This window comes from Lysobacter korlensis (assembly GCF_042434515.1).
Genome location: NZ_JBHLTG010000007.1, coordinates 39,379 through 62,147, shown reverse-complemented (window position 1 = coordinate 62,147; position 22,769 = coordinate 39,379). Strand labels below are relative to the sequence as shown.

17 protein-coding genes are annotated in these 22,769 nt (G+C 70.7%); 5 read left to right on the top strand and 12 right to left on the bottom strand.

Annotated features, from left to right (window positions below):
• Positions 1-29 precede the first annotated feature (29 nt).
• The 3 genes from ACFFGH_RS25080 to ACFFGH_RS25070 are packed head-to-tail and all read right to left on the bottom strand — an operon-like array spanning position 30 to position 6,161.
• A complete protein-coding gene (locus ACFFGH_RS25080) occupies positions 30-1,781 on the bottom strand; it encodes an ABC transporter ATP-binding protein (protein ID WP_386673447.1) in 1,752 nt (583 codons plus the stop codon).
• A complete protein-coding gene (locus ACFFGH_RS25075; RefSeq protein ID WP_386673445.1) occupies positions 1,762-3,660 on the bottom strand; it encodes an ABC transporter ATP-binding protein in 1,899 nt (632 codons plus the stop codon). The genes ACFFGH_RS25080 and ACFFGH_RS25075 overlap by 20 nt, the downstream gene beginning before the upstream one ends.
• The gene (locus tag ACFFGH_RS25070; protein ID WP_386673443.1) at positions 3,660-6,161 is read right to left on the bottom strand and encodes a glycoside hydrolase family 38 N-terminal domain-containing protein; all 2,502 of its coding nucleotides are present in this window, start codon (positions 6,159-6,161) and stop codon (positions 3,660-3,662) included. Before ACFFGH_RS25070 ends, ACFFGH_RS25075 begins: the two co-directional genes overlap by 1 nt.
• Positions 6,162-6,414: 253 nt before the next feature.
• Here ACFFGH_RS25070 and ACFFGH_RS25065 point away from each other — a divergent pair, with 253 nt between their 5' ends.
• Both ACFFGH_RS25065 and ACFFGH_RS25060 read left to right on the top strand, forming a co-directional pair.
• On the top strand, positions 6,415-7,788 hold the full coding sequence (locus ACFFGH_RS25065) for an ABC transporter substrate-binding protein (protein WP_386673441.1): 1,374 nt from the start codon (positions 6,415-6,417) through the stop codon (positions 7,786-7,788).
• 85 nt (positions 7,789-7,873) lie between these two features.
• A complete protein-coding gene (locus ACFFGH_RS25060; RefSeq protein WP_386673439.1) occupies positions 7,874-8,719 on the top strand; it encodes a pentapeptide repeat-containing protein in 846 nt (281 codons plus the stop codon).
• 57 nt (positions 8,720-8,776) lie between these two features.
• Here the strand turns inward: ACFFGH_RS25060 and ACFFGH_RS25055 are convergent, their stop codons facing one another.
• Both ACFFGH_RS25055 and ACFFGH_RS25050 read right to left on the bottom strand, forming a co-directional pair.
• Positions 8,777-9,739 carry a carbohydrate ABC transporter permease gene (locus ACFFGH_RS25055; RefSeq protein WP_386673438.1) on the bottom strand — a complete coding sequence of 321 codons (963 nt, stop codon included), beginning with the start codon at positions 9,737-9,739 and terminating at the stop codon, positions 8,777-8,779.
• Positions 9,736-10,716: a carbohydrate ABC transporter permease gene (locus ACFFGH_RS25050; protein WP_386673436.1), complete on the bottom strand. Its 981-nt coding sequence runs from the start codon at positions 10,714-10,716 to the stop codon at positions 9,736-9,738. Before ACFFGH_RS25050 ends, ACFFGH_RS25055 begins: the two co-directional genes overlap by 4 nt.
• 185 nt (positions 10,717-10,901) lie before the next feature.
• On the opposite strand from ACFFGH_RS25050, the gene ACFFGH_RS25045 reads away from it, so the two are divergent.
• Positions 10,902-11,960: a LacI family DNA-binding transcriptional regulator gene (locus ACFFGH_RS25045; protein WP_386673434.1), complete on the top strand. Its 1,059-nt coding sequence runs from the start codon at positions 10,902-10,904 to the stop codon at positions 11,958-11,960.
• Positions 11,961-12,066: 106 nt separating this feature from the next.
• Here ACFFGH_RS25045 and ACFFGH_RS25040 read toward each other — a convergent pair whose 3' ends face one another.
• Positions 12,067-13,101 (bottom strand): Gfo/Idh/MocA family protein, encoded by a 1,035-nt coding sequence (locus tag ACFFGH_RS25040; protein WP_386673432.1) that lies wholly within the window; start codon positions 13,099-13,101, stop codon positions 12,067-12,069.
• Positions 13,102-13,135: 34 nt separating this feature from the next.
• On the bottom strand, positions 13,136-14,128 hold the full coding sequence (locus ACFFGH_RS25035) for a Gfo/Idh/MocA family protein (protein WP_386673430.1): 993 nt from the start codon (positions 14,126-14,128) through the stop codon (positions 13,136-13,138).
• A 167-nt stretch (positions 14,129-14,295) separates the two neighbouring features.
• Here ACFFGH_RS25035 and ACFFGH_RS25030 point away from each other — a divergent pair, with 167 nt between their 5' ends.
• Positions 14,296-15,891 carry an FAD-dependent oxidoreductase gene (locus tag ACFFGH_RS25030; protein WP_386673428.1) on the top strand — a complete coding sequence of 532 codons (1,596 nt, stop codon included), beginning with the start codon at positions 14,296-14,298 and terminating at the stop codon, positions 15,889-15,891.
• 21 nt (positions 15,892-15,912) lie between these two features.
• Here ACFFGH_RS25030 and ACFFGH_RS25025 read toward each other — a convergent pair whose 3' ends face one another.
• Together ACFFGH_RS25025 and ACFFGH_RS25020 are read right to left on the bottom strand one after the other, a co-directional pair.
• Positions 15,913-17,199 carry an alpha-amylase family glycosyl hydrolase gene (locus ACFFGH_RS25025; RefSeq protein ID WP_386673426.1) on the bottom strand — a complete coding sequence of 429 codons (1,287 nt, stop codon included), beginning with the start codon at positions 17,197-17,199 and terminating at the stop codon, positions 15,913-15,915.
• A 34-nt stretch (positions 17,200-17,233) separates the two neighbouring features.
• Positions 17,234-17,749: a septum formation family protein gene (locus ACFFGH_RS25020; protein WP_386673424.1), complete on the bottom strand. Its 516-nt coding sequence runs from the start codon at positions 17,747-17,749 to the stop codon at positions 17,234-17,236.
• A 132-nt stretch (positions 17,750-17,881) separates the two neighbouring features.
• On the opposite strand from ACFFGH_RS25020, the gene ACFFGH_RS25015 reads away from it, so the two are divergent.
• On the top strand, positions 17,882-19,357 hold the full coding sequence (locus ACFFGH_RS25015; protein WP_386673422.1) for an MFS transporter: 1,476 nt from the start codon (positions 17,882-17,884) through the stop codon (positions 19,355-19,357).
• Positions 19,358-19,382: 25 nt separating this feature from the next.
• On the opposite strand, the gene ACFFGH_RS25010 is transcribed toward ACFFGH_RS25015, so the two are convergent.
• The 3 genes from ACFFGH_RS25010 to aroA all read right to left on the bottom strand — a co-directional run bounded on the left by ACFFGH_RS25010 (position 19,383) and on the right by aroA (position 22,739).
• On the bottom strand, positions 19,383-20,171 hold the full coding sequence (locus tag ACFFGH_RS25010) for an inositol monophosphatase family protein (protein ID WP_386673421.1): 789 nt from the start codon (positions 20,169-20,171) through the stop codon (positions 19,383-19,385).
• A 94-nt stretch (positions 20,172-20,265) separates the two neighbouring features.
• Positions 20,266-21,294, bottom strand: coding sequence for a ribosome small subunit-dependent GTPase A (rsgA, locus tag ACFFGH_RS25005; RefSeq protein ID WP_386673419.1), 1,029 nt, complete (start codon positions 21,292-21,294; stop codon positions 20,266-20,268).
• 32 nt (positions 21,295-21,326) lie between these two features.
• A complete protein-coding gene (aroA, locus tag ACFFGH_RS25000; protein WP_386673417.1) occupies positions 21,327-22,739 on the bottom strand; it encodes a 3-phosphoshikimate 1-carboxyvinyltransferase in 1,413 nt (470 codons plus the stop codon).
• Positions 22,740-22,769 lie beyond the last annotated feature (30 nt).

Here is a 22,769-nt window from a genome sequence, read left to right as displayed (position 1 = left end):
GGAATGCACTATGAGATGGCCGTCGGCGGTCACGCGTGGCCGCTCTCCTCTGAGTGCCAGGACGCCCACAGTGACGCGTACTCACCGCCCGCTGCGACCAGCCGGTCATGGGGACCGAGCTCGACGATCCGCCCGCCCTGCAGCACGGCGACGCGGTCGGCGTCATGGGCCGTGTGCAGCCGGTGCGCGATCGCCACGACGGTCCGGCCCTCGAGCAGCCGCGACATGGCGCTCTCCAGATCGCGTGCCGCGCGGGGATCGAGCAGCGAGGTCGCCTCGTCGAGCACCAGCGTGTGCGGATCCAGCAGCACCAGCCGGGCGAGCGCCACCTGCTGGGCCTGCGCCGGGGTGAGCACCACCCCGCCGGAGCCGACCCCGGTGGCCAGTCCCTGGGGCATCGCCCGCACCCACTCCAGGGCACCCACCACCTGCAGCGCCTCCTCCAGCTCTGCCTCCGAGGCACCCGGCGCCGCGAGCCGCAGGTTCTGGGCGATGGTGCCGACGAAGACGTGATGCTCCTGGGTGACGAGGGCCACATGCCGCCTGAGGTCGTCGACAGGCAGCTCCAGCAGCGGCACGCCACCGACGGTCACCGACCCGCCCGACGGGCCGTGGATGCCCGCGAGCAGCCGGCCGAGGGTGGATTTCCCCGAACCGGAAGGGCCGACGATCGCCACCCGCTCGCCGATCTCGAGATCGAGGCCGATGCCGTGCAGCACGTCGTGACCCGGACGGTAGGCGTAGCGCACGTCGTCCACGACGACGTGCTCGTCGGCGGGGCGGCGACCGGACTGCTGCCGGTCCGCGGGCACCTGCTCCACACCGACGATCCGCGACAGCGCCGTCGTGCCGATCTGGATCTCGTTCATCCACATGATGAGCTCCGAGACCGGGGCGACCAGCTGCATGGCGTACAGGGCGACCGTCGTGATCTGCCCGATGGTGGCATTCCCGGCGTCCAGCAGCACCGCCCCCCAGGCGATCACGACGATGACGGGCAGCAGGAACGAGAAGTCGGCCGACGGGAACCACACCATCCGCAAGCGCAGCGTGCCGCGTTCCGACTCCAGCCGCTCGGAGAGCGCCGCGTCGATCTTCTCCCGCTGAGCCGGCGCGAGGCTGAGGGCGTCGATGGTCCGCGCGCCCTCGACGGTCTCCGAGACGGAGCCGCTCAGCCGGGCATACGAGGCGAGTTGCCGCTGGTAGGCGGGACCGGATCGGCGGAGGTACCAGCGGGTGCTGAGCAGCAGCAGCGGCACACCTGCGAACATGGCGATCCCCAGCAGCGGATGCGTCGCGATCGCCGCGACGAAGATCAGCACCGACGTGATGGATGCGACCAGCACGCGCGGCACGCCGAAGCGCACCGTGCGCGCGACACTCTCGATGTCGTGCGTCGTCCGGGAGAGGAGGTCTCCCGTGCCCGCCCGTTCGACGGTCGACAGCGGCAGGCGGCTGACGACGGCCATGAACTCCTCACGCAGCCGAGCGAACACCGTTTCGCCGAGCACCATGGACTGGCGCTGCGCGAACCGGATCAGCACCGCTTGCGCCAGCACGGCGCCGGCGACCACGGCGAGGAAGACATTCACCCCCGTCGCGGTCGCGGTGCCGCGGGTCAGCGCGTCCACGAGGATCCCGACCGCGCGTGGGGCCACCAGGCCGCACAGGGCCGCAACGAGGTGAAGCAGCAGCACCACGGAGAGCGCGCGCCAGTGCCGGCGGATGAGCCGCCCGGCCGTCGCGCGGACGTGGCCGAGGTCAGCGATCGGCAGCAGCATCGCGGCCTCCTCGCATCTCCGGGTCCTGACCGGACGCCTCGTCGGACGGCTCTGGCGTCGAGATGCTGCCGCTCCACAGCGTGTCGATCGATCCGGTCCACGCCCCGTCCAGATCCTCGCCATCGGCGGGCTCGGCGGCGCTCATCGTGCGAGCCACGACCGACCGGTAGAGCGCACCGACGCCATCGTCGCGGCGGAGGAGCTCGGCGTGCGTTCCCTCCCCGACCACCTTGCCGTTCTTCAGCACCTGCACGGTGTCCATCCGGTCGAGCAGCAGCGGACTCGAGGACACGACGACCGTCGTCCGGCCGTGCCGGGCACGGCGCACCCGCTCCGCGATGAGCGCCTCCGTGTGCGCGTCGACGGCGCTGGTCGGTTCGACGAGCACCAGCACCTCTGCGTCGGTGAGGAGCGCGCGGGCCAGACTCAGCCGCTGTCGCTGCCCGCCGGAGAACGACCGCCCCCGCTCGGCCACCCGCTCCCGCACACCTTCCGGCAGCGCCTGCACCGTCTCCGTCGCACCCGCAGCTTCGAGGGCCCAGTCGACGCGGCGCATCCGCCCGGTGTCGGTGGTGACCCGCTCCGGCTCGCGGACTTTGAGCACGTCGAGTCCCTCGAGCAAGGGGCCGGCAAACAGGTGCGGATCGGCATCGCTCACCACGATCCGGCGGCGCACCTCGCTCACCGGCACCGTCGTGTGGTCGATTCCGCCCCAGAGCACCGGATACTCCCGATGGGCGCGGTCGTCGAACCGGCCGAGCCGGCTCGCGACCGCTGCGGCTGCATCCGGGTTGGGCGACACGATCGCGGTGAACACCCCCGGTCGCACGACCACGCCTGATGCGACGTCCTCCAGGTCCGCGCCACGAGGCGGTGCTTGCGTGGGCCGGTCCGGGTCGACCGCCGTCGGCCGGATGCGCAGCACGTCGAGCACGCGGCGTGCAGCGACGATCCCTCGGGTGAACACCTGCGCGGCCTCGACGGCGGTCCGCAGCGGCAGGACGAGGAATGCGGCATAGCCGTACAGCGCCACCAGCTGCCCCGGCGTGATCAACCCGTCGAGCGCGAGCCGGGCGCCGAACCAGACGAGGAACGCGAGGAAGAGGCCCGGCAGCAGCACCTGCAGGCCATCCAGCCACGACTGGGTGCCGGCCACCCGCACGCCGGCCTTCCGGACGTTCTGCGACTGGGCCGCGTAGCGAGCCACGAACTCGTCTTCGCCCCCGATCCCGCGGAGCACGCGCAGCCCCGCCACGGTGTCGGCGCCGAGGGTGGTGAGGAACCCGGTCTCCCGTCGCCATTCGGTCTGCGCGTTCTGCAGCGGCCGGATCAGGAAGAACAGAACGAGCCCGAGCACCGGCAGGCCGATGAGCACGGCGAGACCGAGCTGCACGGACGTGAACAGCATGATCGTGCTGACGGTGAGGTAGGCGATCACGCCGCCGCTGACGCGCGCGACGACGTCGAACATGTCGCCGAGCCGCAGTGCGTCGGACTGGACGGTGGAGACGATCTCGCCCGAGGCGGTGGTCGCGGTGATGGCACGGCCGGTGTCCGCGGAGTGGTGCCCGACCAGGCGGGCGGTGGCGAGCGAGGAGTCCAGCCAGTTGGTCACTGCCATGCGATGGCGCATCACACCGGCGCCGGCCTGCACCAGGGCGATCCCGAGGAGCGCGAGGCACCAGACGAGCACCTGTTCGGCGCCGTTCCGGATGCCCTCGTCGATGGCGCGGCCGAGCAGATACGGCCAGACGGCCTGGCAGAGCATCCACACGACGCCGAAGAAGATGCCGCCCGCCAGCGGCAGCGGCTGCCGCGCGGCCTGCCAGAGCAGGAATCGGGGGATGGAGTTCAGCGGTGGATCGCCGGCGACGGACATCAGACGGTGCGGCGGAGCAGAACGTCGGCGACACCGTGGCCCTCCAGCCGCACGCCACCTCCTTCCACGATCTCGACCGTCCCATCCGGGCCGCCATCCCACCGCACGGTCGCCTCGACCGGTTCGGCGGTGACGTTCCGCAGGCGGAGCCGCACCGCGTCGCCGCGAACCGGGCGCAGCTCCGCCAGCAGGCGGTCGGCCGGCTCGACCGAGAGGCCGCTGGAGCCCCGGAGCCGGACCGGTCCGTCGTACGTGCGCGCCTGCAGCGGCTCGAGCAGACTCCGCCCGAACACCCGCACCTCCTCGCGAAGCACGGGTGCCGGCGTGGGCGCGAAGCGGTACCGGTAGGTGCGGGTGCCCTCCTGGCGCGCCTGGAAGTTCGTGAAGTGCAGGTTGTTCATCAGCCAGCTGTTCACCCAGCCGCCGCGCGCCTCGAGGGTGCGCGCCCAGCGGCCGGTCTGGAATCCGCCGAGCTGCACGAGCGGCGCGTCGAACGTGCCCCACAGGATCCCGGTGCCGTCGCCGTTCACCGCGATGGCGTGCTGGATCGAGTACCAGTCCTTGGAGGTGTCGGGCAGCTGCTCCGTGTCGGCGGCGTAGACGGCGCCGGCGGTTTCCAGCAGGAAGTCCGGGTCCGGGACAGCGAACGGGAACGTCACGAAGATGCTCTCCGGACCGAATCGTTCGGGCTTCGCGAGCGCGACCTCGAGGTCGAGCAGCTCGGAGTCCCGGTACAGGGTGAGCGTCGTCACCGCCTCGGGAAGACCCGCAGGCGTGCTCCGCCAGACGATCTGCGTCGTCTCGTCCGACTCCAGGATCGTGGGCGCAGCGGTGCCCGTGGCGACGACGTGCGAGAAGTCCGGACCGGGGAAGTCGGGATGGAAGTCCTTCGGGCTGCGCGTCAGCATGGGGTGGGGGTCGGCCGGGTCGACCTGCTCGAGCACCACCGCGCCGAGGCCGGCGATGGCGGACTCGTCGACCAGCTCCCGCCCGCTCGGGCGGTGGACCAGCGACACGATTCCGCCGGCGGCCGGGTCGACGGCGACCCGGTATCCGCCGAACTCGACCTCCCGGCCGGTGCGCTCGGGCAGCGGCTGCGGCACCGGCACGACGGCCGAGCCGAACGCCGGGACCGTCGCGACCGTCCGTGCCCGGCGCGACCCGGCGACCTCCACGGAGACCGGCTCGGTGCGCTTACGCTCGGACGGATTCAGCACCACGATGGACGACTGCCCGGACAACTCGGCATCCTCGCCGGTGTCCGCTCCACTGGCCAATGCCCGGTACATCCCCTCGATGGCGAGGTCGCGTGCCCAGTCGTACGCCGTGTAGGCGAAGCCCGCCTTCGCGTTCCAGTGCGAGTGGCTGAAGGTGGAGAACGGCTTCGAGTAGGTCTCCCACGATCCCCAGGTGTGCTCGCCGAAGAGCAGCAGCTGCTCGTCGACGAGGTCCAGGTCGAGCAGCGTCTCCTCCGGCGAACGGAGGCCGACCGGACCGCGGCGGTAGCCGATCACCGGAGCGAGCGCCGGGACGCCGTCGCCGCGCAGCAGGCTCAGCGCCGACGCGGACTGCGCTGCCCGTGCGAACGAGCGCGCCTCCCGGTACACCGCGACCTCGCGCGCGGTGGAGCCGTGCCCGTGCGACCACCAGTCGGACCACTCCCCGCGCGCGATCGGCACCTCCGCCTGCTGAGCCTGGCGGATCAGCACGTCGAGCGCCTCGTCCACCGTCGCGGTGCGCATCGGCACATCGGGGTGGGAACGGTTCCAGTGCCGGACGACGTCGAGGAACAGCGCCGTGGGCCAGCGGTTGTCGTTCGCGGCGTGCACCAGCGCGGTCTGGTAGGGGTAGTCAGCGCGCGCCTCCAGCCTCTCGAGGAACTGCGCGATCGAGCGTTCTGCCAGCTCCGTGTCCCCGTCGACGATGCCCCACTCCTCGCCGTAGCCGTAGTGGGTCGACAGCCAGACGAAGACCCGGCCGCCGCTCTGACCCTCCCACCAGAATCCGGTCGGCTGAGGAAACGGCGGCCGCCCGTGGTCCGGGTTGAGTGCCATCACGAGACGGTCGATTCCGGCGCGGAGCATCCCGTCGACGGTGCCCCAGGCGGTGCCGTTGACGTCGCCGTGCTGTTCGGTGCGCACCTCGAGTCCGGCGTCGCGCAGCCGCTGCACCGCGTCGTAGGTGACGTCGAACTCGGCTTCGGAGGGCAGCTGGGTCATGTTGAGGTAGCCGCCCGTCACCGAGATGCGGCCCGCGTCCGCGAGGCGGCGGAGCCGGTCGGCGTCAGCGGGGTCCGCCTGCTCCAGGAAGCGGAGCACAGGACGCGCCACCTCGAACGTCCAGCGGAAGGCGTCCGGTCCATCCGCCGGCCCGCGCTCCGCGAGGTTCAGGATCTCGCCGACGATGCGCCGGTGCGCGTCGTCCACGATGCGGGGGCTGTTCGTGTAGCCGACGTCGTGGTGGGTGTGCGGAACGAGCAGGATTTCGCGGATAGACGGCACAGGGTCCTCATGCGTGGGGCTCGGAAATGTGGCAACGATGCCACATCGAGCCTAGGCGGTGCTTCCGGAGGATCACAAGGCGAGGGGTGAACGATTCCGCGCCACACCGTATCGATACGGTGACGTTCCTTGCCTTGAGCGGAATGCTCGGCTAGCTTGCGATGTGGTAAGGATTCCACTCTTGTGGGAACCCCTTGTTCCCGGTGGCAGGCGACGACGCCGCCCAGGTCCTCATGGAAGGAAAAAAGCACCAATGAAGAAGAGGCAGAACGTACTCCTCGCGGCCGGGATCACGGCCACCCTCGCACTGACCGCGTGCGGCGGCGGCGGAGGAAACGGCACCGAGAACGGCGGGGAGGGTCCCGAGTTCAGCACAGAGCCGACCGGCACGCTGAACGCCTGGGGCTTTGAGAACGCCGACGACGTCGGTCAGGCCCGGCTCGACTACGCCGAGGAGCAGTTGGCGGATGTCGAGATCGATCTCGACGCCACGGCCTTCGACAGCCAGAAGTTCACCACCAGCTTCGCCGGCGGCAACGTGCCCGACGTGGTGCAGATGGACCGGCGCTTCGTGCCGACCTACGCCGCGCAGGGCCTGCTGATGCCGCTCGACCAGTGCTTCGAAGCGCACGGCGTCAACCCCGAGGAGACCTGGTACCAGGCGATCATGGAGGACGTCACCTACGACGGCGCCGTCTACGGCGTTCCGCAGTTCTTCCAGCCGCCGGCCATCATCCTCAACATGGAGGTCCTCGAGGAGGCCGGTGTGTCGCCTGAGGAGTTCGACACCTCGGACATCGACACGCTGCTCGGCGCCATCGAGAAGATCTACGAGGAGGACGGCGGCACGCCGACCCGACTCGGCTTCGACCCGCAGGCGACCGGTCAGGCCGGCCTCTGGATCCTCGGCATGGGTGGACAGCTGGTCGACGAGAACGGCGCTCCCACGCTGGACGACCCCAGCAACGTCGCCGGCATCGAGGTGCTGAAGCAGATCACCGACGCTCAGGGCGGCTACGCGCAGCTGAAGAGCTTCACCGACACGTTCGACTTCTTCGGCGAGAACAACCAGTACGTCGCGGACCAGGTCGGCGGCCAGGTGAACGCGCAGTGGTACCCGAACGTGCTGTCGCCGTACCTCGACGACATCGACCTGCAGGCGGTGCCGTTCCGGAACGCCGATGGCGAGCCGTTCGCCGTGACCGGTGGCACGACGTTCGTCATCCCCGAGGGTGCCGAGAACCCCGACGCCGCGTGCGCCTGGGCGCTGGAGCTGAATCAGCTCGACGCGTGGCTCGCCGCGGGTGAGGCCCGTGCGGCGACGATCGAGCAGGACGGCGGCATCTTCACCGGTCTGTTCACCGGCAACACGGAGGCAGACCAGGCCATCCGCGAGCAGTACGTGGCCGCGCAGAGCGGCTCGGAGCTCGACCAGGTGATCGAGACCTACTACGAGGTCGTGGACTACGGGCAGAGCTACGCATCGTCGCCCGCCGGTCAGGAGATCACCGCGGAGCTCGTCAACGCGATCACTGCGGCGCTGCTGGGCGACAAGACTCCTGAGGAGGCACTCGCCGACGCTCAGCAGGTTGCGCAGCGTGCCTACGACCAGGTGACCGCCGGCTGAGCCGCCGGACGATCCTCGTCTGAGCAGGGGGCGGGATCCGCGAACGCGGATCCCGCCCCTTCGCGTTGCGGGGAGAATGGTGGGCATGGCAGCACCCGTCCCCCTCGGGCTCGGCCGCCGGGATGATCTCCGGGCCGACTGCTCGCGGTGCGTGGGACTGTGCTGCGTTGCGCTGGCGTTCGCCCGGTCCGCCGACTTCGCATTCGACAAGCCGGCGGGGGAGCCGTGCACTCACCTCGGCCCGGACTACCGCTGTGGCATCCACCCGGTGCTCCGCGAGCGCGGTTTTCCGGGATGCACGGCGTTCGACTGTTTCGGCGCCGGCCAGAAGGTGACGCAGCAGCTGTTCGGCGGACGCTCCTGGCGCGACGATGCCGCGACCCGCGCCGGCATGTTCGCGGTGTTCCCGATCGTCCGGTCGCTGCACGAGCTGCTGTGGCTGCTCGACGAGGCCCTCGGCCTCCCGGCCGCCCGAGCGCTGCGGCACGATCTCGAGGAGGCGCGTGCGGCCATCGAGCGGCGGCTTGAGGCTTCACCGGAGCGCCTCGTCGAGGCCGACGTCGACGCTCAGCGGGTCCTCGTCGGCCCGCTCCTGTCGCACGCGAGCGCCCTCGCCCGGGCGGGACTCCACCCTGCCCCGGTGCGGCGCGGACCGCGCCCGGAACCCGGAGGGGAGCTGATCGGCGCCGATTTCCGAGGCCGCGACCTTCGCGGCGCCGACCTCCGCGGCGCCCTGCTGATCCGGGCGGATCTCACCGGCGCCGACCTTCGGCTGGCGGACCTGCGCGGCGCCGATCTGCGGGACGCGAACCTCTCCGGCGCAGATCTCTCGGACGCACTGTTCGTCACCCCCACGCAGGCGAACGCGGCCGGCGGCGATGTCGGGACCCGGCTCCCGAGCGCGATCGCCCGTCCGGCGCACTGGTCCTGAACGCGCGAGGACCGGACCCGCGGAATGCGGATCCGGCCCTCGTGTAGCTCGTGCGGCTCAGCCCTTCCGGCCCTGGGTCGCGACGCCCTCGATGAAGTACCGCTGACCGAATGCGAACAGCAGCAGCATCGGGAGCGTGATGAGCACCGAGGCCACCATCACGTACTGGTAATCGCCCTGCCCGCCTGCGGTCGGGCTGTAGCGCGTCATGGCGTGCGCGAGCCCGAGCGGGGCGGTGTAGTCCTCGATGCCGCCCGCGTTGAGGTAGATCAGCGCGCCCTGGAAGTTGTTCCAGCTGGCCTGGAACTCGAACAGGAACACGATGATGAACGACGGGATCGACAGCGGCATCGCGATCTTCCAGAACATGCCCCAGTAGCTGGCGCCGTCGATGCGTGCGGCTTCGAACAGCTCCTTCGGCAAGCCGAGGAAGAACTGCCGCTGCAGGAAGATGTAGAACGCAGAGCCGAACAGATTCGCGCCCCACAGTGGCACCCAGGTGCCGATGAGCCCTGTCTGCTGCCAGATGAGGTAGAGCGGGATCAGCAGCACGACCCCGGGCAGCATCATGGTGCCGAGCACCAGGCCGAAGAGGACGCCGCGCCCGGGGAACTTGAAGTACGCGAACCCGAACGCGACGATCGAGCTCGATACGGCGACCGCGGTTGCGGCGAGCAGCGCGATCGCGACGCTGTTGAACAGCCAGTTCATCAGCGGCAGCTGGTTGAACACCTCGACGTAGTTCGACGGGAGGAAGGTCCTCGGGATGAGGGCGTTGTCGAACACCTGACCCCGCGGCTTGAAGCTCGCCGACAGCAGCCACGCGAACGGGTACATGAACAGCAGCGAGAACCCGATGAGGAGGACCCAGAGGGCGACCTTCGCGGCTTTGCTCTTCGGCCCGGTGTACTTGTCCTCCTTGCGACGCTTCGGGGCCCCGAGGAACGCGTCTGGATTGGCCGCCTCCGCCGCGGCCGGCTGGACCGTGCGGATGTTGGACGAGCTCGACGTCGTTGTCATCGGTCCCCCTCGTAGTAGACGAACTTGTTGCCGAACTTGATCTGGATGAAGGTGACGACTCCGATGATCAGGAACAGGACCCAGGCCATCGCCGACGCGAAGCCGAAGTCGAAGCGCTGGAAGGCCTGCTGGAAGATGTAGATGGCGTAGAACAGGGCCGCGTCCGATGACGCATTCTGCTCATCGCGCCAGAACAGCACGTAGGCCTGATCGAAGATCTGGAACGCCGCGATCGACAGCACGATGACGTTGAAGAACATGGCGCCGGAGATCATCGGCAGGGTGATGGAGAAGAACTTCCGGACCGCGCCGGCGCCGTCGAGCGATGCGACCTCGTACAGCTCGCCCGGGACGTTCTTCAACGCCGCCAGGAAGATCACCATCGTGCCGGCCACGGACCACATCGCCATGAGCACGATCGAGAGCTTCACCCAGTCCGGGTCGATGAGCCACTGGGGGCCCTGGATCCCGAAGAACCCGAGGCCCTGGTTGATCGCGCCGACGTTTCCGTTCAGCAACAGGAAGAACAGCGTGGCCGTCGCGACGGCCGGCGTCATCTTCGGCAGGTAGTAGATGGTCCGGAAGATGCCGGCCCCGCGCCCGACCTTGTTGAGCAGCATGGCCAGGACCAGTGCGAAGACGATCTCGAGGGGCACCGCGAGGATCGTGTAGAACAGCGTGTTGCCGAGTGCAATGAAGACACGCGGGTCATCGAAGAGCCGCTCGTAGTTGCTGATGCCCGCTGGGCGGATCGTCTGCGTTGCGAGATTGTAGTTGCTGAACGAGATGACGAGGCTGTAGATCATCGCGCCGGCGGTGAAGACCAGGAACCCGAGGATCCAGGGAAGGATGAAGAGGTAGCCGGCCACCGCCTCGCGCTTGTTGTACTTGACTTTCGCGCGGGGAACCTTGGTCTTCTTCCCGTTCGGCGTGCTGGCTCCCCCCTCCGCCTGGGAGGTGTCGACGGGCGCCGTCATTGCCGGGTTCCGTTCCCAGTTCTGATGCGGGGATTCTTCGTGCTCACCGTACCGCCCCTTCGCGAAATGATCATCGTGTGTGGCATCGTTGCCAGACAGGGTGAGCATACGGCCCGAGACGTATGAACTCAATGTTGGCGCGCGAAGCCTGTGAACGATACGCTCCGAACGCCCGAGGAGGTCAGATGAGCGATGCCATGCCGCATTCGACGCCTCCGCGCCGTGCGACCCTCAAGGACGTCGCCAGGGCGGCGGGCGTCTCGCAGTCCACCACGTCGCGGGCTCTGAGCGGTGAGGGGTACGTCGCTCCAGCCGTCCGCGAACGCGTCGTCGCCGCCGCCGAGGAGCTCGGCTACGTGGCGCATGCCATGGCCCGGAGCCTGCGCAAGCAGAGCAGCCGCGCCGTGGGCGTGCTCGTCTCCGACCTGCGGAACACGTTCTATGCCGACCTGGCGGCCGGCATCGCCAACCGCGCCCGCAAGCACGGCTACGTGATGATGCTCGTCGACAACGAGGGCTTCGTCGAAGACGAGCTGAGCGCCGCGAAGGTGTTCGTGGCCACTCGCGCGGCCGGGGTCATCGTCACGCCGCTGTCCGAGTCGGTGCCGCGCTATCTGCTGGGCCAGCACATCCCCGTGGTCGAGGTCGACCGCCAGTTCGCCGCCGGGGTGTGCGACGGCGTCATCATCGACAACGCGAGCGTCGCGCGGCGGATGACGGACCACCTGATCGCGCTCGGTCACCGCAAGATCGCGCTGCTGATCGACGAGACCGAGTGGACCACCGGCGGAGAGCGGTTCGCGGGCTATCAGAGCGCGCTTCAGGACGCGGGGCTCCCGATGGAGCCGGACCTGCTGGTGCCGGCGGGCTGGGACTCCAAGACGGCCCGGAAGACCGCGATCGACCTGCTCGCGCGCCGGGACCACCCCACTGCCGTGTTCGCCGCGAACAACCTCCTCGCCGAGGGGGTCTGGCGTGCGGCGTCCGACCTCGGCCTGCGGGTGCCGGACGACCTCAGCATCGTGTCGTTCGACGACGCCCAGTGGATGAGCATGGTGACCCCGGGGATCTCCGCCATCGCGCAGGACGCCGTAGCGCTCGGCGAGGCTGCGATGGACCGGCTGCTGACCCGGATCGAGGATCCGGACGCGCCGCCGCGCACCGTGGTGCTGGAGGCGCAGATCCGCCCGCGCGGCTCGACGGCGGCGCCGCGCTCGGTCGGCTCCACCACCGCCAAGGCGTAGGCGCACTCGGTCGCTGAGCCTGTCTAAGCGTCCGAGTGAGTACCTCGGTCGCGTCCCGTGCCTTCGGCAAGCTCGGGACAAGCGACCGGCTCAGGACCGACGAAGCTCAGCCGGCCGGTGCCGGCTCGAAGTCCGCCCGGAGGACCGGTGCGATGGTGCGGCTGCGGGCCGACTCGTACGCCGCGAGGATGATGCCGAGCACCTCGGTGCCCTCCTTGTGCGTGTGGATCGGCCGGGTGCCGTTGCGGATGCTGTCGGCGAAGTGCTCGATCTCGGCTCCGAACTCATGCACCGGCTCGAACTCCTCGACGACCGACTCCTGGCCGCGCAGCCGGTAGCTCAGCGTTGTGCCGTCGCTGTGCAGTGAGCCCAGCTCGCCCACCGCGGAGAACCGCTCCGTGTTCTCCGCCGCCTGGTACGCCCAGCTGGTGACGAGGTGCCCGACCACGCCGTTGTCGAAGCGCACCAGCACCTGGGCGGAGTCCTCGCCCTCCATGAACTCCAGACGGTGACGGCTCAGCATCGCCGTCGCTTCGACGGGCACACCGCCGGCGAGGTGCAGCATCAGGTAGGTGGGGTGGTACCCGGTGTCGATCAGCTCCCCACCGCCGGCGGTCTTGGCGCTGGCCCGCCAGCCCATGTTCTCGGGGGTGAAGTCGTTGAAGAAGCTGTCGGTGGTTCGCACCTCGTACACCTTGCCGATCGTCCCGCTCTCCAGCAGCTCCTTCGCGCGCGCGACGGCGGGGAGGAACAGCTGGTTGTGAGCGCACATCACGGTGACGCCCGACTTCTCGACCGCCTCGGCGATGCTGACCGCCTCGTCGGGAGTGAGGCAGAGCGGCTTCTCGCAGAGCACGTGCTTGCCGGCCTCGGCGGCCGCGACGATGGCGTCGCGGTGCAGGTGGTGCGGCAGGCAGATGTCCACCGCGTCGATGTCCGCCTCCGCGAGCATCTGCCGGTAGTCGGGGTAGATCGCGGCGCCCGTGTCGCCGGCCCGCTTCTCCGCCGCTTCGGTGACGGGGTCGGCGACGGCGGCGAGCACCGCCTTCTCGGGGTTGCGCAGGATGCCCGCGACGTGGGCGCCGGCGATGCCGCCGGCGCCGATGAGGCCGATGCGGACGGGGCGGTCGAGCGAGGTCATTGGTGCCTTTCGGGGTGAGGTGGGGTGGAGGCGGTCAGGCGTAGTCGACGGCGGTGCCGGAGGCTGCCGCCTGGTTCGCGGCGACGACGAGCCTGGTGAGCTCGACGGCGTTCCGGAGGTTGTCGGTGGGGCGGCTTCCGGAGCGGATGTGGCGGACCCATTCCGCGAACGGCGGCTCGCCGGCGCCGGCCGGCGCGACCTCGGTCCAGGCATCCGAGCCGAGGGCCTCGCCCTTCCCGATCAGGGTCTCTCCGCCGAAGCCGAAGAGCAGCGAGCCCTCCGTGCCGCGGACCTCGACGGCATACGCGCCCGGCGTGGTCACGAAGCTCGCCTCGGCGACGCCGATCGCGCCGTCGGCGTAGCCCAGGGTGACGCTCGCGTTGTCCTCGACGGGACGGCCGGTGACCGCCGTGTAGGTCGCCTGCACGCTCGCGGGCCGCGGGCCGAGCAGGTGCTGGAGCACGTAGACGGGGTGGCAGCCGAGGTCGGTGAGCGCACCGCCGATCGCGGACTTCGGGTCGGCGAAGCGCTCGGGCAGCCAGCCGCCGATCCAGCCGTTGTGCGCCATCCGCACTCTGGCGTAGGTGAGCCTTCCCAGTCTGCCCTCGTCCACCAGCTGCCGGATGGTGCGGGTGGTGCTGGTCGCGAGCTGGGGCAGCGAGACGACGAGGGCGACGTCGTGCTCCCGTGCGGCGTCCACGAGCTCCTCGCACTCCGCGACCGTCGGGGCGAGCAGCTTCTCGGTGAAGACGTGCTTGCCGGCCCGGAGGGCGGCGAGGATGACGTCGCGGTGCTGGTCGGTCGCCGTCGTGATCGTCACGGCGTCGATGTCGTCCCGTGCCAGCAGCTCGTCGAGGCCGGCAACGAACTCGACCCCGAGCCCGGCGGCGCCCTCGGTGCCCCGCGGCACCTCCGGGTCCCAGGCCGCCACCAGTTCGGTGTCCGGGTGCTCCCGGACCTCCCTGGCGTAGTCGGTGGCGTGGACGTGCCAGAAACCGAGGACGGCAACCTTCGTCGGTCGAGTCATGGGGGAGCAGCTCCGAAGTGGGGTGAGGTGGGATCGTTTGCACCCGGCAGGGCGCCGTGAGTGCGCCGAAAGCGTAACTTCTGCTACTCGGGGAGCGCCACTCCAATGTGGCGTGGCGCAGGAGATCTTGTGGCAACGATTGCAGAGGACTGCCAGACTTGCACCCCATGACGAAGATCGTGTCGACGTCCGGACGTGCTGAACCCGGAAGGTCGGCCGACGTCGTGATCTACGGCGCCACGTCCGCCGGGGTGTGCGCCGCGGTCGCCGCCGCGGGCGCCGGCGCGTCCACGCTGCTGCTCGAGCCCGGAACCCACGTGGGCGGGATGACGAGCGGCGGCCTCGGCTACACCGACATCGGCGACCCGCGGGTGCTCGCCGGTCCGGCCGAGCGGTTCCGCAACGCGATCGCCGAGCATTACGGCGTGCAGCCCGGACGCTACGCAGGTCCCGAGCCGCACGTCGCCGAGGCGATCTTCCGTCGGTGGCTCGACGAGGCCGGCGTCCAGGTGGAATTCGGGGCGCGGGTCCGGTCGGCGGAGGTCGTCGGCGGCCGCATCCGCACGGCATCGTTCGGCCCCGGGATCGCGCCGGCGCCGAACGGCCGGGGGGAGTTCGGCGTGACCGGCGCCGTGTTCGTCGACGCCGGGTACGAGGGTGATCTGCTGGCGGCCGCGGGCGTGCCGGCGGCGGTCGGGCGGGAGGACCAGGGCCTGCACGGCGAGCGATTCGCGGGCAGGCAGGAACTCGTCCCTGGACGCCACGCGATGCCGCCATGGATCTCCCCCTTCGCCGACGACCCATCGGGGCACACCGAGGGCCGCCTGCTGCCGCAGATCAAGGCCGGACGGATGGCCGAGGTGGGTGCGGGGGATGGGGGTGTCATGTCGTTCGGGTACCGGGTCTGCCTCACCACGGCGGCCGACCGCATCCCGTTCGACCGCCCGGCCGGCTACGACGAGGAGTACTGGGAGCTCGGCCGGCGGCTGTTCGCCGAGTGGCGCCGGGACGGTGTCGACGTGCCGGCGAGCCTGCTCATCGGACTGGAGCCGAACCTTCCCGGCGGCAAGTGCGACGCGAACTCGCTCGGCCCCTTCTCGCTGAGCGTGCACGACGGATCGGCGTGGGAGTATCCGCTCGCGGCTCCCGAGCGGCGGGAGGCGCTGCGGCTGCATCACCTGCGCCACGCCGAGGGGTTCCTGTACTTCCTCGCGAACGACCCCGCGGTGCCCGCCGCGGTGCGCCGGGAGCTCCAGCGCTGGGGACTGCCGCGCGAGGAGTTCCAGGACACCGGCCACCTGCCGCACCAGCTGTACGTGCGCGAGGCGAGGCGGATGGTGGGCTCGTACGTGCTCACCGAGCACGACCTCCTGGCGGGGCGGCGGCATCCGGACGCGGTGGCGTTCGGCTCGTACCACATCGACATCCGCGAGGTGCAGCGCACGTGGCGGTGGGTGTACGAGCATCCGCGGCCGGTGGGCATGGTGTTCACGGAGGGGTACCTGTCGGTGCCGGTGCCGCCCTACGCGATTCCCTACCGATCGCTCGTGCCGCGGCAGGAGGACTGCGAGAACCTGGTGGTGCCGGTCTGCGTCTCCGCGTCGCACGTGGCGTTCTCGTCGGTTCGGATGGAGCCGCAGTACCAGATGCTCGGCGCCGCGGCCGGGCTCGCCGCGGCCGAGGCCGCCCGCAGCGGGGCAGCGGTGCAGGACGTCGACGTGTCGACCCTCACCGGCCTCCCGCTCCCGAAGAGCACCCTCTGAATCGGGGAAGATGGCGGCGGCTCAGGCGAGGATGCGGGCGCTCCAGGGTTCCAGGTTGATGGTGAGGGCGCCATCCGCAGGGGCGGCGATCGGCTCGTCGGTGAGGTGGTCGGTGAGCGAGCGCCTGGTCAGGTCGCGGAACGCCGCCGGGAGCGCCGGCCGTGCCTCGGCGCGGTTCCCGGAGAAGTTCAGCAGCACGAGCACCGGATCCCCGCCGCCCTGGAGCGACCGGACGTAGCCGTACAGCTGCGCGGAGCCGTCGAGCTCCACCGGATGCCAACCCGGCCCCCGCAGGCTCGGCATGGCCCTTCGCAGCCGGATCAGTCGACGGTGATGCGGCCGCAGGCCGTGGCGGTCCTCCCACGAGATCGGACCGGCATCCCGGTACGGCTCGAACTCGGCGCCCACCTCGTCGCCGACGTACACGCACGGAACCCCGGGCAGCGTCAGCAGCATCGCTGTGGCGACGCGCGTCATGTCCACCCCGTAGCGGGTGACGAAGCGCGCCGCGGTGTCGTTGTTGTTCAGGAAGCGGAAGACGCGCCGCTCGTCGGCGAAGCCGCGTCCCTCGTTGGTGAGTGCGGCGTGCAGCCGCGGAACCAGCTGCTCGGGGTCATCGAACACCTGCTCCCACGCCCAGTGGCCGAGCTCGTCGGTCCAGTCGTAGGCCGCGTCGAAGCCGTGCTCGACGTAGTAGGCGTCACGGGCGCTCGCCTCCGCCAGCAGCAGCGCGTCGGGCTTGAGCTCCCGCACCGCCCGGCTGAGCCTCGGCCAGAAGTCGGGTCTGCGCTGCCGGATGCCCCAGGCGACGTCCACCCGGAACCCGTCGACGTCGAACTCGCGCACCCAGTGGCAGAACGCCTCGGTGATCCACCGCTCGACCTCGTCGTTGTCGAAGTTCAGGTTGGGCAGGTCGGTCCAGCTGAAGTAGTGCGTCGGCTCGCCGCGCTCGTCGCGGTCGTAGAAGTCGTAGTGCGGTGACTCCGTGCCGCGGTCGCGTGCGTCCTGGAAGTACGGATGCTGGTCCGACGTGTGGTTCGGCACGAAGTCCATCAGCACGCGGATGCCCCGGTCATGCGCCGCCTGCACCAGCTCGCGGAAGTCCTCCTGGGACCCGACGTCGTCGCGCAGCCGGAAGTAGTCCGTGACGGCGTAGCCGAAGTTGCCCGGCGGCGTGGTGTTGACCGGCGAGATCCAGAGCGCCGTCACACCCAGGTCATGCCAGCCGGCCAGCTTCGCCGTCACGCTCCGGAAGCCGTCCGGGCCCACATTGCGTGGGATGACACCGTAGAAGATCTCGTCGAGCATGCGTCTCCGATCGTGCGCGGGATGGTGGGAAGCGCTATTGCGCGAAGCCGCGGAGCGTGCCGCGGGTCGGCACCGTCTGGCCGGTCGACGGGTCCATCCGCATGATCAGGCAGAGCACCTCCCGGTCTCCGGTGGACCAGCTGCCTTCAGTGGGGTAGTACCAGGCGAAGTCGAGGTGCTGCGACTCGTCGTAGTCGATGCCGGCGAATGGCTCGAACCGGTCGAGGCACACGTCGACCGCGGTGTGCTTGACCTCCTCGAGTCCGGGGTACTCGCCGTCGGGCAGCCGCTCGGAATGGTATGCCTCTGCGGTGTGCTCCAGCTCGCAGTCCACGACCGGCACCTGCAGCACCTCTCCGGCGAGGTCGTCGTCGATGCAGTCGCCGACGCGGAGACTGAACGGGTCGGCCGGCACCGGGGCGCCAGGCGACTCGGTCGGCGTCGGTGACGGCGCGGATGCGACGGGAGGTGTGCACCCGGCGAGCGAGAGGCACACGGCGGCACCTGCGACCGGGACCGCGCAGCGGGACACGATGGGAGTGCGGCGCACGATCGCCCCCAATCCGTCGCCCCGGAACCGTCGCGGGAAAACCCCTTCGAGCCTAGAGGCTCGGCGCGGGGTTCCTTCCCGCACTGCTCCCAGAGAAGCCGCATTCGCGCTCTGATTGAATGAGACCCGCCCATGTCGAACCGCCGCCTTTCCGCTGATGAGGCGAGCGACCACACCCGGTGGCAGGCCTTCGCGATCTGCGTGGGTGTGGCGTCCCTCACCATCCTCGATCTCGCGAAGATCAACGTCGGCCTGCCGCCCATCGAGGAGGCGCTCGGGGCGGGTCCCACCGAGCTCCAGATCATCGTCGCCGGCTACGCGCTGGCGTTCGGGCTCGCGCTGGTGCCGTCCGGCCGGTTCGGCGATCTGCACTCCCGCAAGGCGATGTTCGTGGTGGGGCTGAGCCTGTTCACGGTGGCGAGCCTGATGTGCGCCCTCGCCCCGAACGTCACCGTGCTCATCGTCGGCCGCATCGTGCAGGGAATCGCCGCAGGCGTGCAGATGCCGCAGGTGCTCGGACTCATCCAGCAGCTGTTCGTCGGAGCCGAACGAGGACGCGCGTTCGGGCTGTTCGGCGCGGTGATCGGCATCTCCACCGCGTTCGCGCCGACCCTCGGCGGGTTCCTGATCGGGGTGGGCGGCCAGGAGGACGGCTGGCGATGGCTGTTCTGGATGAACATCCCGCTCGGCATCGCGGCGCTCCTCTTCGCGATCAAGCTCCTTCCGTCCATCCAGGCCCACGACGAGGCGGGCAAAGAGCTGGACCTCGTCGGCATCCTGCTGCTCGGGCTCGCCACCTTCAGCCTCATGCTGCCGTTCGTGCTCACCACCGGCGCGCCCTCCGACGATCCCCGCCGCTGGTTCTGGCTGGCGGGATCCGTCGTCGCGCTCGCCGCGTTCGTCCTGTGGGAGCGGGCGTTCCTCGCCCGCGGCAAATCGCCGGTGCTGCACGTGAAGCTGCTCCGGCTCGCCTCCTACCGGAACGGGCTCATGATCGCCACCGCCTGGTTCGCGGGGATACCGGCGATGTTCCTGATCGCCACGCTGTTCCTGCAGACAGGGCTCGGACTGGAGCCCGTCTATGCCGGGATGGTGAGCATCCTGTTCGCGCTGGCGTCCGCCGTCACCGCGTGGATCGGCGGCAACCTGGTCGAGCGGCACGGCCGCAGACTCGTCGTCGCCGGCATCGTCGCGGCGCTCGCTGGGCTGGTCCTCGTGCTGCTGGCGGGCGTCGCGCTGCCGCCGGAGCAGGCGCCGTGGTTCATGGCGTTGGCCATGGCGCTCGCCGGAGCCGGCGGCGGGTTCGTCATCTCCCCGAACCAGACGCTGACGCTGCAGGACGTCTCGCTCGGGCAGGCGGGCGTCGCCGGCTCTCTCACCCAGGTCGCCCAGCGCGTCGGCACCGCGATCGGGGTTGCCGGCGCTTCGGCCATGTTCTTCTCCACCATCTACCGGGAGGCGGGCGAGGAGTCGAGGCTCACCGTGTATCACGACGCGTTGCGGAACGGGATGCTCGTCTGCATCGGCGTGCTCGTGGTCGCGCTCGTCGTGTCGCTCGTCGACCTCCGCCGGCGGGTGGTGGCCGCGGAAACCGACGAGGCCGCGTAACAGGCCTCGTCGGGATGCTCCCGGTTCAGCGGGCGAGGATCGCCCGGACCTCGTCGTGCAGGTGGCCGTTCGTCGCCAGCGCGCTGCCGTGCCAGGGCCCGGGCTCGCCCTCGATGGAGGTGAACCGTCCGCCCGCCTCCTCGATGATCGGCACCAGCGCCGCCATGTCGTACGGCTGGAGGTCGGGCTCGGTGACCACGTCGAGCGCCCCCTCGGCGAGCAGCATGTACGACCACATGTCGCCGATGCCGCGGGCCCGCCAGGCGCGGCGCGTCAGGGTCAGGATCTGCTCGACCCTGCCGAGCTCGTCCCAGCCCTCGATCCGGTTGTAGCTGATGTTGGCGTCCCCGAGCGAGCGGATGCCGCTGACGCTGAGCCGCTTCGGCGACGCGTCGCGGTCGGCGCTCCAGGCGCCGTGCCCGCGTGCGCCCCACCAGCGCCGGCCGAGGGCGGGGGAGCTCACCACCCCGACCACGGGCTCCCCGTCGACCGCGAGCGCGATGAGGGTGCCCCAGATGGGCACACCGCGGAGGTAGTTCGCGGTTCCGTCGATGGGGTCGACGATCCATTGCCGGCTTCCGCCGCCCTGCCTGCCGTACTCCTCGCCGAAGATCGCGTCGCCCGGGCGGCTGGCCTCGATCCCGTCGCGCAGCACCCGCTCCACCGCCCGGTCGGCGTCGGTGACGTGGGTGGCGTCGGGCTTCAGGTCGATGGTGAGGTCGGCCGCACGGAACCGGTCCGCGGAGATCAGGTCCGCCTCCCCGGCGAGCGCGAGCGCGAGGGCCAGGTCGTCGGCCACCGTGAAGTGCGTCACCGGTTCAGCGTACCGGTCGGGAAACGGGCCGGATCGGCGGTGGCGGCACGCCGCGGCGGGCCGGATGCGCCGCTTCGGCCCGTTCTCGCGGCGCTCAGCCGGCGAGCGTGATGAGCAGCCGCTGCAGCGAGTCCACGCGGTCCGGGTTCAAGTCCCCGCGGGCGGCGGCCTCGTTGAGCTCGCAATCCGGCGCGTCGGGCAGGTGGGTGCAGCCGCGCGGGCAGTCCTCGGCGACCGCGGCCAGGTCGGTGAAGCCGCGCAGCAGGTTCTCCGGCTGCACGTGCCCGAGGCCGAAACTGCGGATGCCCGGGGTGTCGATGATCCAGCCGCCGCCCGGCAGGCGAAGGGACACCGTCGACGACGACGTGTGCCGGCCCCGGCCGGTGACCACGTTGACGACGCCGGTCGCCCGGTGCGCGCTCGGCACCAGCGCGTTCACCAGCGTCGACTTGCCGACGCCGGAGTGCCCGACGGCGACCGTGGTGACACCCTCCAGCTCCCGGCGCAGCTCCGTGACATCCGGATCGTCGGCCCGTCGCCGGAAGACCGTCACGCCGAGTCCGGCGAAGTTCTTGAGGAACGGCTCGGGGTCAGCGAGGTCCGTCTTGGTAAGGCAGAGCAGTGGGCGCACCCCGGCGTCGAACGCCGCCACCAGGTAGCGGTCGACGAGCCGGGCGCGTGGCTCCGGGTTCGCGGCGGCGACGACGATGAGCATCTGGTCGGCGTTGGCCACGATGACCCGCTCCACCTCGTCCGTGTCGTCGGCGCTCCGGCGGAGCAGGGTGGTGCGGGCCTGGATGCGCACGATGCGGGCGAGGCTGCCCTCAGCACCCGAGACATCCCCGACGACGTCGACCCGGTCGCCCGTGGCGATGGCGTTCCGCCCGAGCTCACGGGCGCGGGCGGCGGTGAGCTCGTGCTCATCGTCCGTGCCTTCGCCGAGCAGCACCAGGTAGCGGCCGCGGTCGATGGCGAGGACGCGGCCGGTCACCGCATCGCTGTGCTCCGGCCTGGTCTTGGTCCGCGGCCGTGACCCCTTGGGGTTCGGCCGCACCTTGACGCTCGACTCGTCGAACTCGGAGTACTCCTCGTCGTCGTCCTCGTCGTCGGTCAGCCAGCTCATGCGTTTCCGGGTCGTCTCGGCTCGCGTGCCGCTCAGGGCACCGGCAGCGGCGCGGCGCCGGCGGCGGGCAGGTCGGGGTGCAGCATCCGCCGCCAGAGCTCCGGGAACTGCGGCAGCGTCTTCGCCGTCGTGCCGATGTCGTCGATCTCGATGCCTGGCACCGCGAGGCCGACGATCGCGCCCGCCGTCGCCATCCGGTGGTCCTCGTAGCTGTGCCACGGTCCGCCGGTGAGGGTGCGCGGCTCGAGCTCCAGCCCGTCCTCCAGCTCGGTGGCGGCACCGCCGAGCCCGTTCAGCTCGGCCGCGAGGGCCGCCAGCCGGTCGGTCTCGTGACCGCGCAGGTGCCCGATGCCGGTGATGCGGCTCGGCCCACCGGCGAGGGCGGCGAGTGCGACGATCGCCGGGGCGAGCTCGCCGCCGCGGCTGAGGTCGAGGTCCACGCCGGGCAGCGCTGCGCCCCCGCGAACGCCGTCCCCGCCGTCGACGACGAGCACGTCGCCGTCCCGGCTCACCCGCGCGCCGAAGAGCGGCAGCAGCGTCTCGAGGTCGGCGCCGACCTGGGTGGTCGTCTGGGGCCAGCCCGGCACACGCACCGTGCCGCCCGCCACCAATGCCGCCACCAGGAATGGTGCGGCGTTCGAGAGGTCGGGCTCGATGGCGACGTCGCGGGCGCGGATCGGGGCCGGCGGCACCACCCACACTCCCGGCTCCGGCGAGGTCACGTCGACGCCTCGCGCGGCGAGGGCGGTGATCGTCATCTCGATGTGCGGCATGCTGGGCAGCTTCTCGCCGGTGTGCCGCAGCATGAGGCCCTCGTCGAAGCGCGCGCCGACGAGCAGCAGCCCCGACACGAACTGGCTGGATGCGGAGGCGTCGATGGAGATCTCGCCGCCGCGCACGGAGCCGGTGCCGTACAGGCTGAAGGGCAGCGCCCCGCGGCCGTCGTCGTTGACGTCCACGCCGAGGGCGCGCAGGGCATCCACAGTGGTGCGCATGGGACGCCGGCGTGCGCTCTCATCCCCGTCGAAGGCGACCGGTCCGAGCGCCAGTGCGGCGAGCGGCGGCAGGAAGCGCATGACGGTGCCGGCGAGACCGCAGTCGATCGAGACGCCACCCGCCAGCTCACCCGGCGTGACGAGCAGGTCTGGGCCGAAGCCACCCTCACCGTCGATCTCCTTGATTCCGGCACCGAGCGAGCGCAGGGCCGAGATCATCAGGGCGGTGTCGCGCGAGTGCAGCGGCGCGGTGAGCCGCGACGGGCCGTCGGCGAGGGCCGCGAGCACCAGCTCGCGGTTGGTCAGGCTCTTCGACCCCGGAAGCCGGACCGTCGCCACGAGCGGGCCGTCGGCGACGGGAGCCGCCCAGGCGCCGGCCCCCGATTCCGCGACGGGGCGCGGTTCGCCGTATGGGTCGAACTCCGGGGCGGAATACCTGTACACCTGCATCGGTTACCAGAGTATCGGCCGAAGCCAAGA

Coding starts and splice junctions, on each gene's coding strand:
- ACFFGH_RS25080 (WP_386673447.1), bottom strand. CDS start 1,781: ATGCTGCTGCCGATCGCTGACCTCGGCCACGTCCGCGCGACGGCCGGG.
- ACFFGH_RS25075 (WP_386673445.1), bottom strand. CDS start 3,660: ATGTCCGTCGCCGGCGATCCACCGCTGAACTCCATCCCCCGATTCCTG.
- ACFFGH_RS25065 (WP_386673441.1), top strand. CDS start 6,415: ATGAAGAAGAGGCAGAACGTACTCCTCGCGGCCGGGATCACGGCCACC.
- ACFFGH_RS25060 (WP_386673439.1), top strand. CDS start 7,874: ATGGCAGCACCCGTCCCCCTCGGGCTCGGCCGCCGGGATGATCTCCGG.
- ACFFGH_RS25055 (WP_386673438.1), bottom strand. CDS start 9,739: ATGACAACGACGTCGAGCTCGTCCAACATCCGCACGGTCCAGCCGGCC.
- ACFFGH_RS25050 (WP_386673436.1), bottom strand. CDS start 10,716: ATGACGGCGCCCGTCGACACCTCCCAGGCGGAGGGGGGAGCCAGCACG.
- ACFFGH_RS25045 (WP_386673434.1), top strand. CDS start 10,902: ATGAGCGATGCCATGCCGCATTCGACGCCTCCGCGCCGTGCGACCCTC.
- ACFFGH_RS25040 (WP_386673432.1), bottom strand. CDS start 13,101: ATGACCTCGCTCGACCGCCCCGTCCGCATCGGCCTCATCGGCGCCGGC.
- ACFFGH_RS25035 (WP_386673430.1), bottom strand. CDS start 14,128: ATGACTCGACCGACGAAGGTTGCCGTCCTCGGTTTCTGGCACGTCCAC.
- ACFFGH_RS25030 (WP_386673428.1), top strand. CDS start 14,296: ATGACGAAGATCGTGTCGACGTCCGGACGTGCTGAACCCGGAAGGTCG.
- ACFFGH_RS25025 (WP_386673426.1), bottom strand. CDS start 17,199: ATGCTCGACGAGATCTTCTACGGTGTCATCCCACGCAATGTGGGCCCG.
- ACFFGH_RS25015 (WP_386673422.1), top strand. CDS start 17,882: ATGTCGAACCGCCGCCTTTCCGCTGATGAGGCGAGCGACCACACCCGG.
- rsgA (WP_386673419.1), bottom strand. CDS start 21,294: ATGAGCTGGCTGACCGACGACGAGGACGACGACGAGGAGTACTCCGAG.
- aroA (WP_386673417.1), bottom strand. CDS start 22,739: ATGCAGGTGTACAGGTATTCCGCCCCGGAGTTCGACCCATACGGCGAA.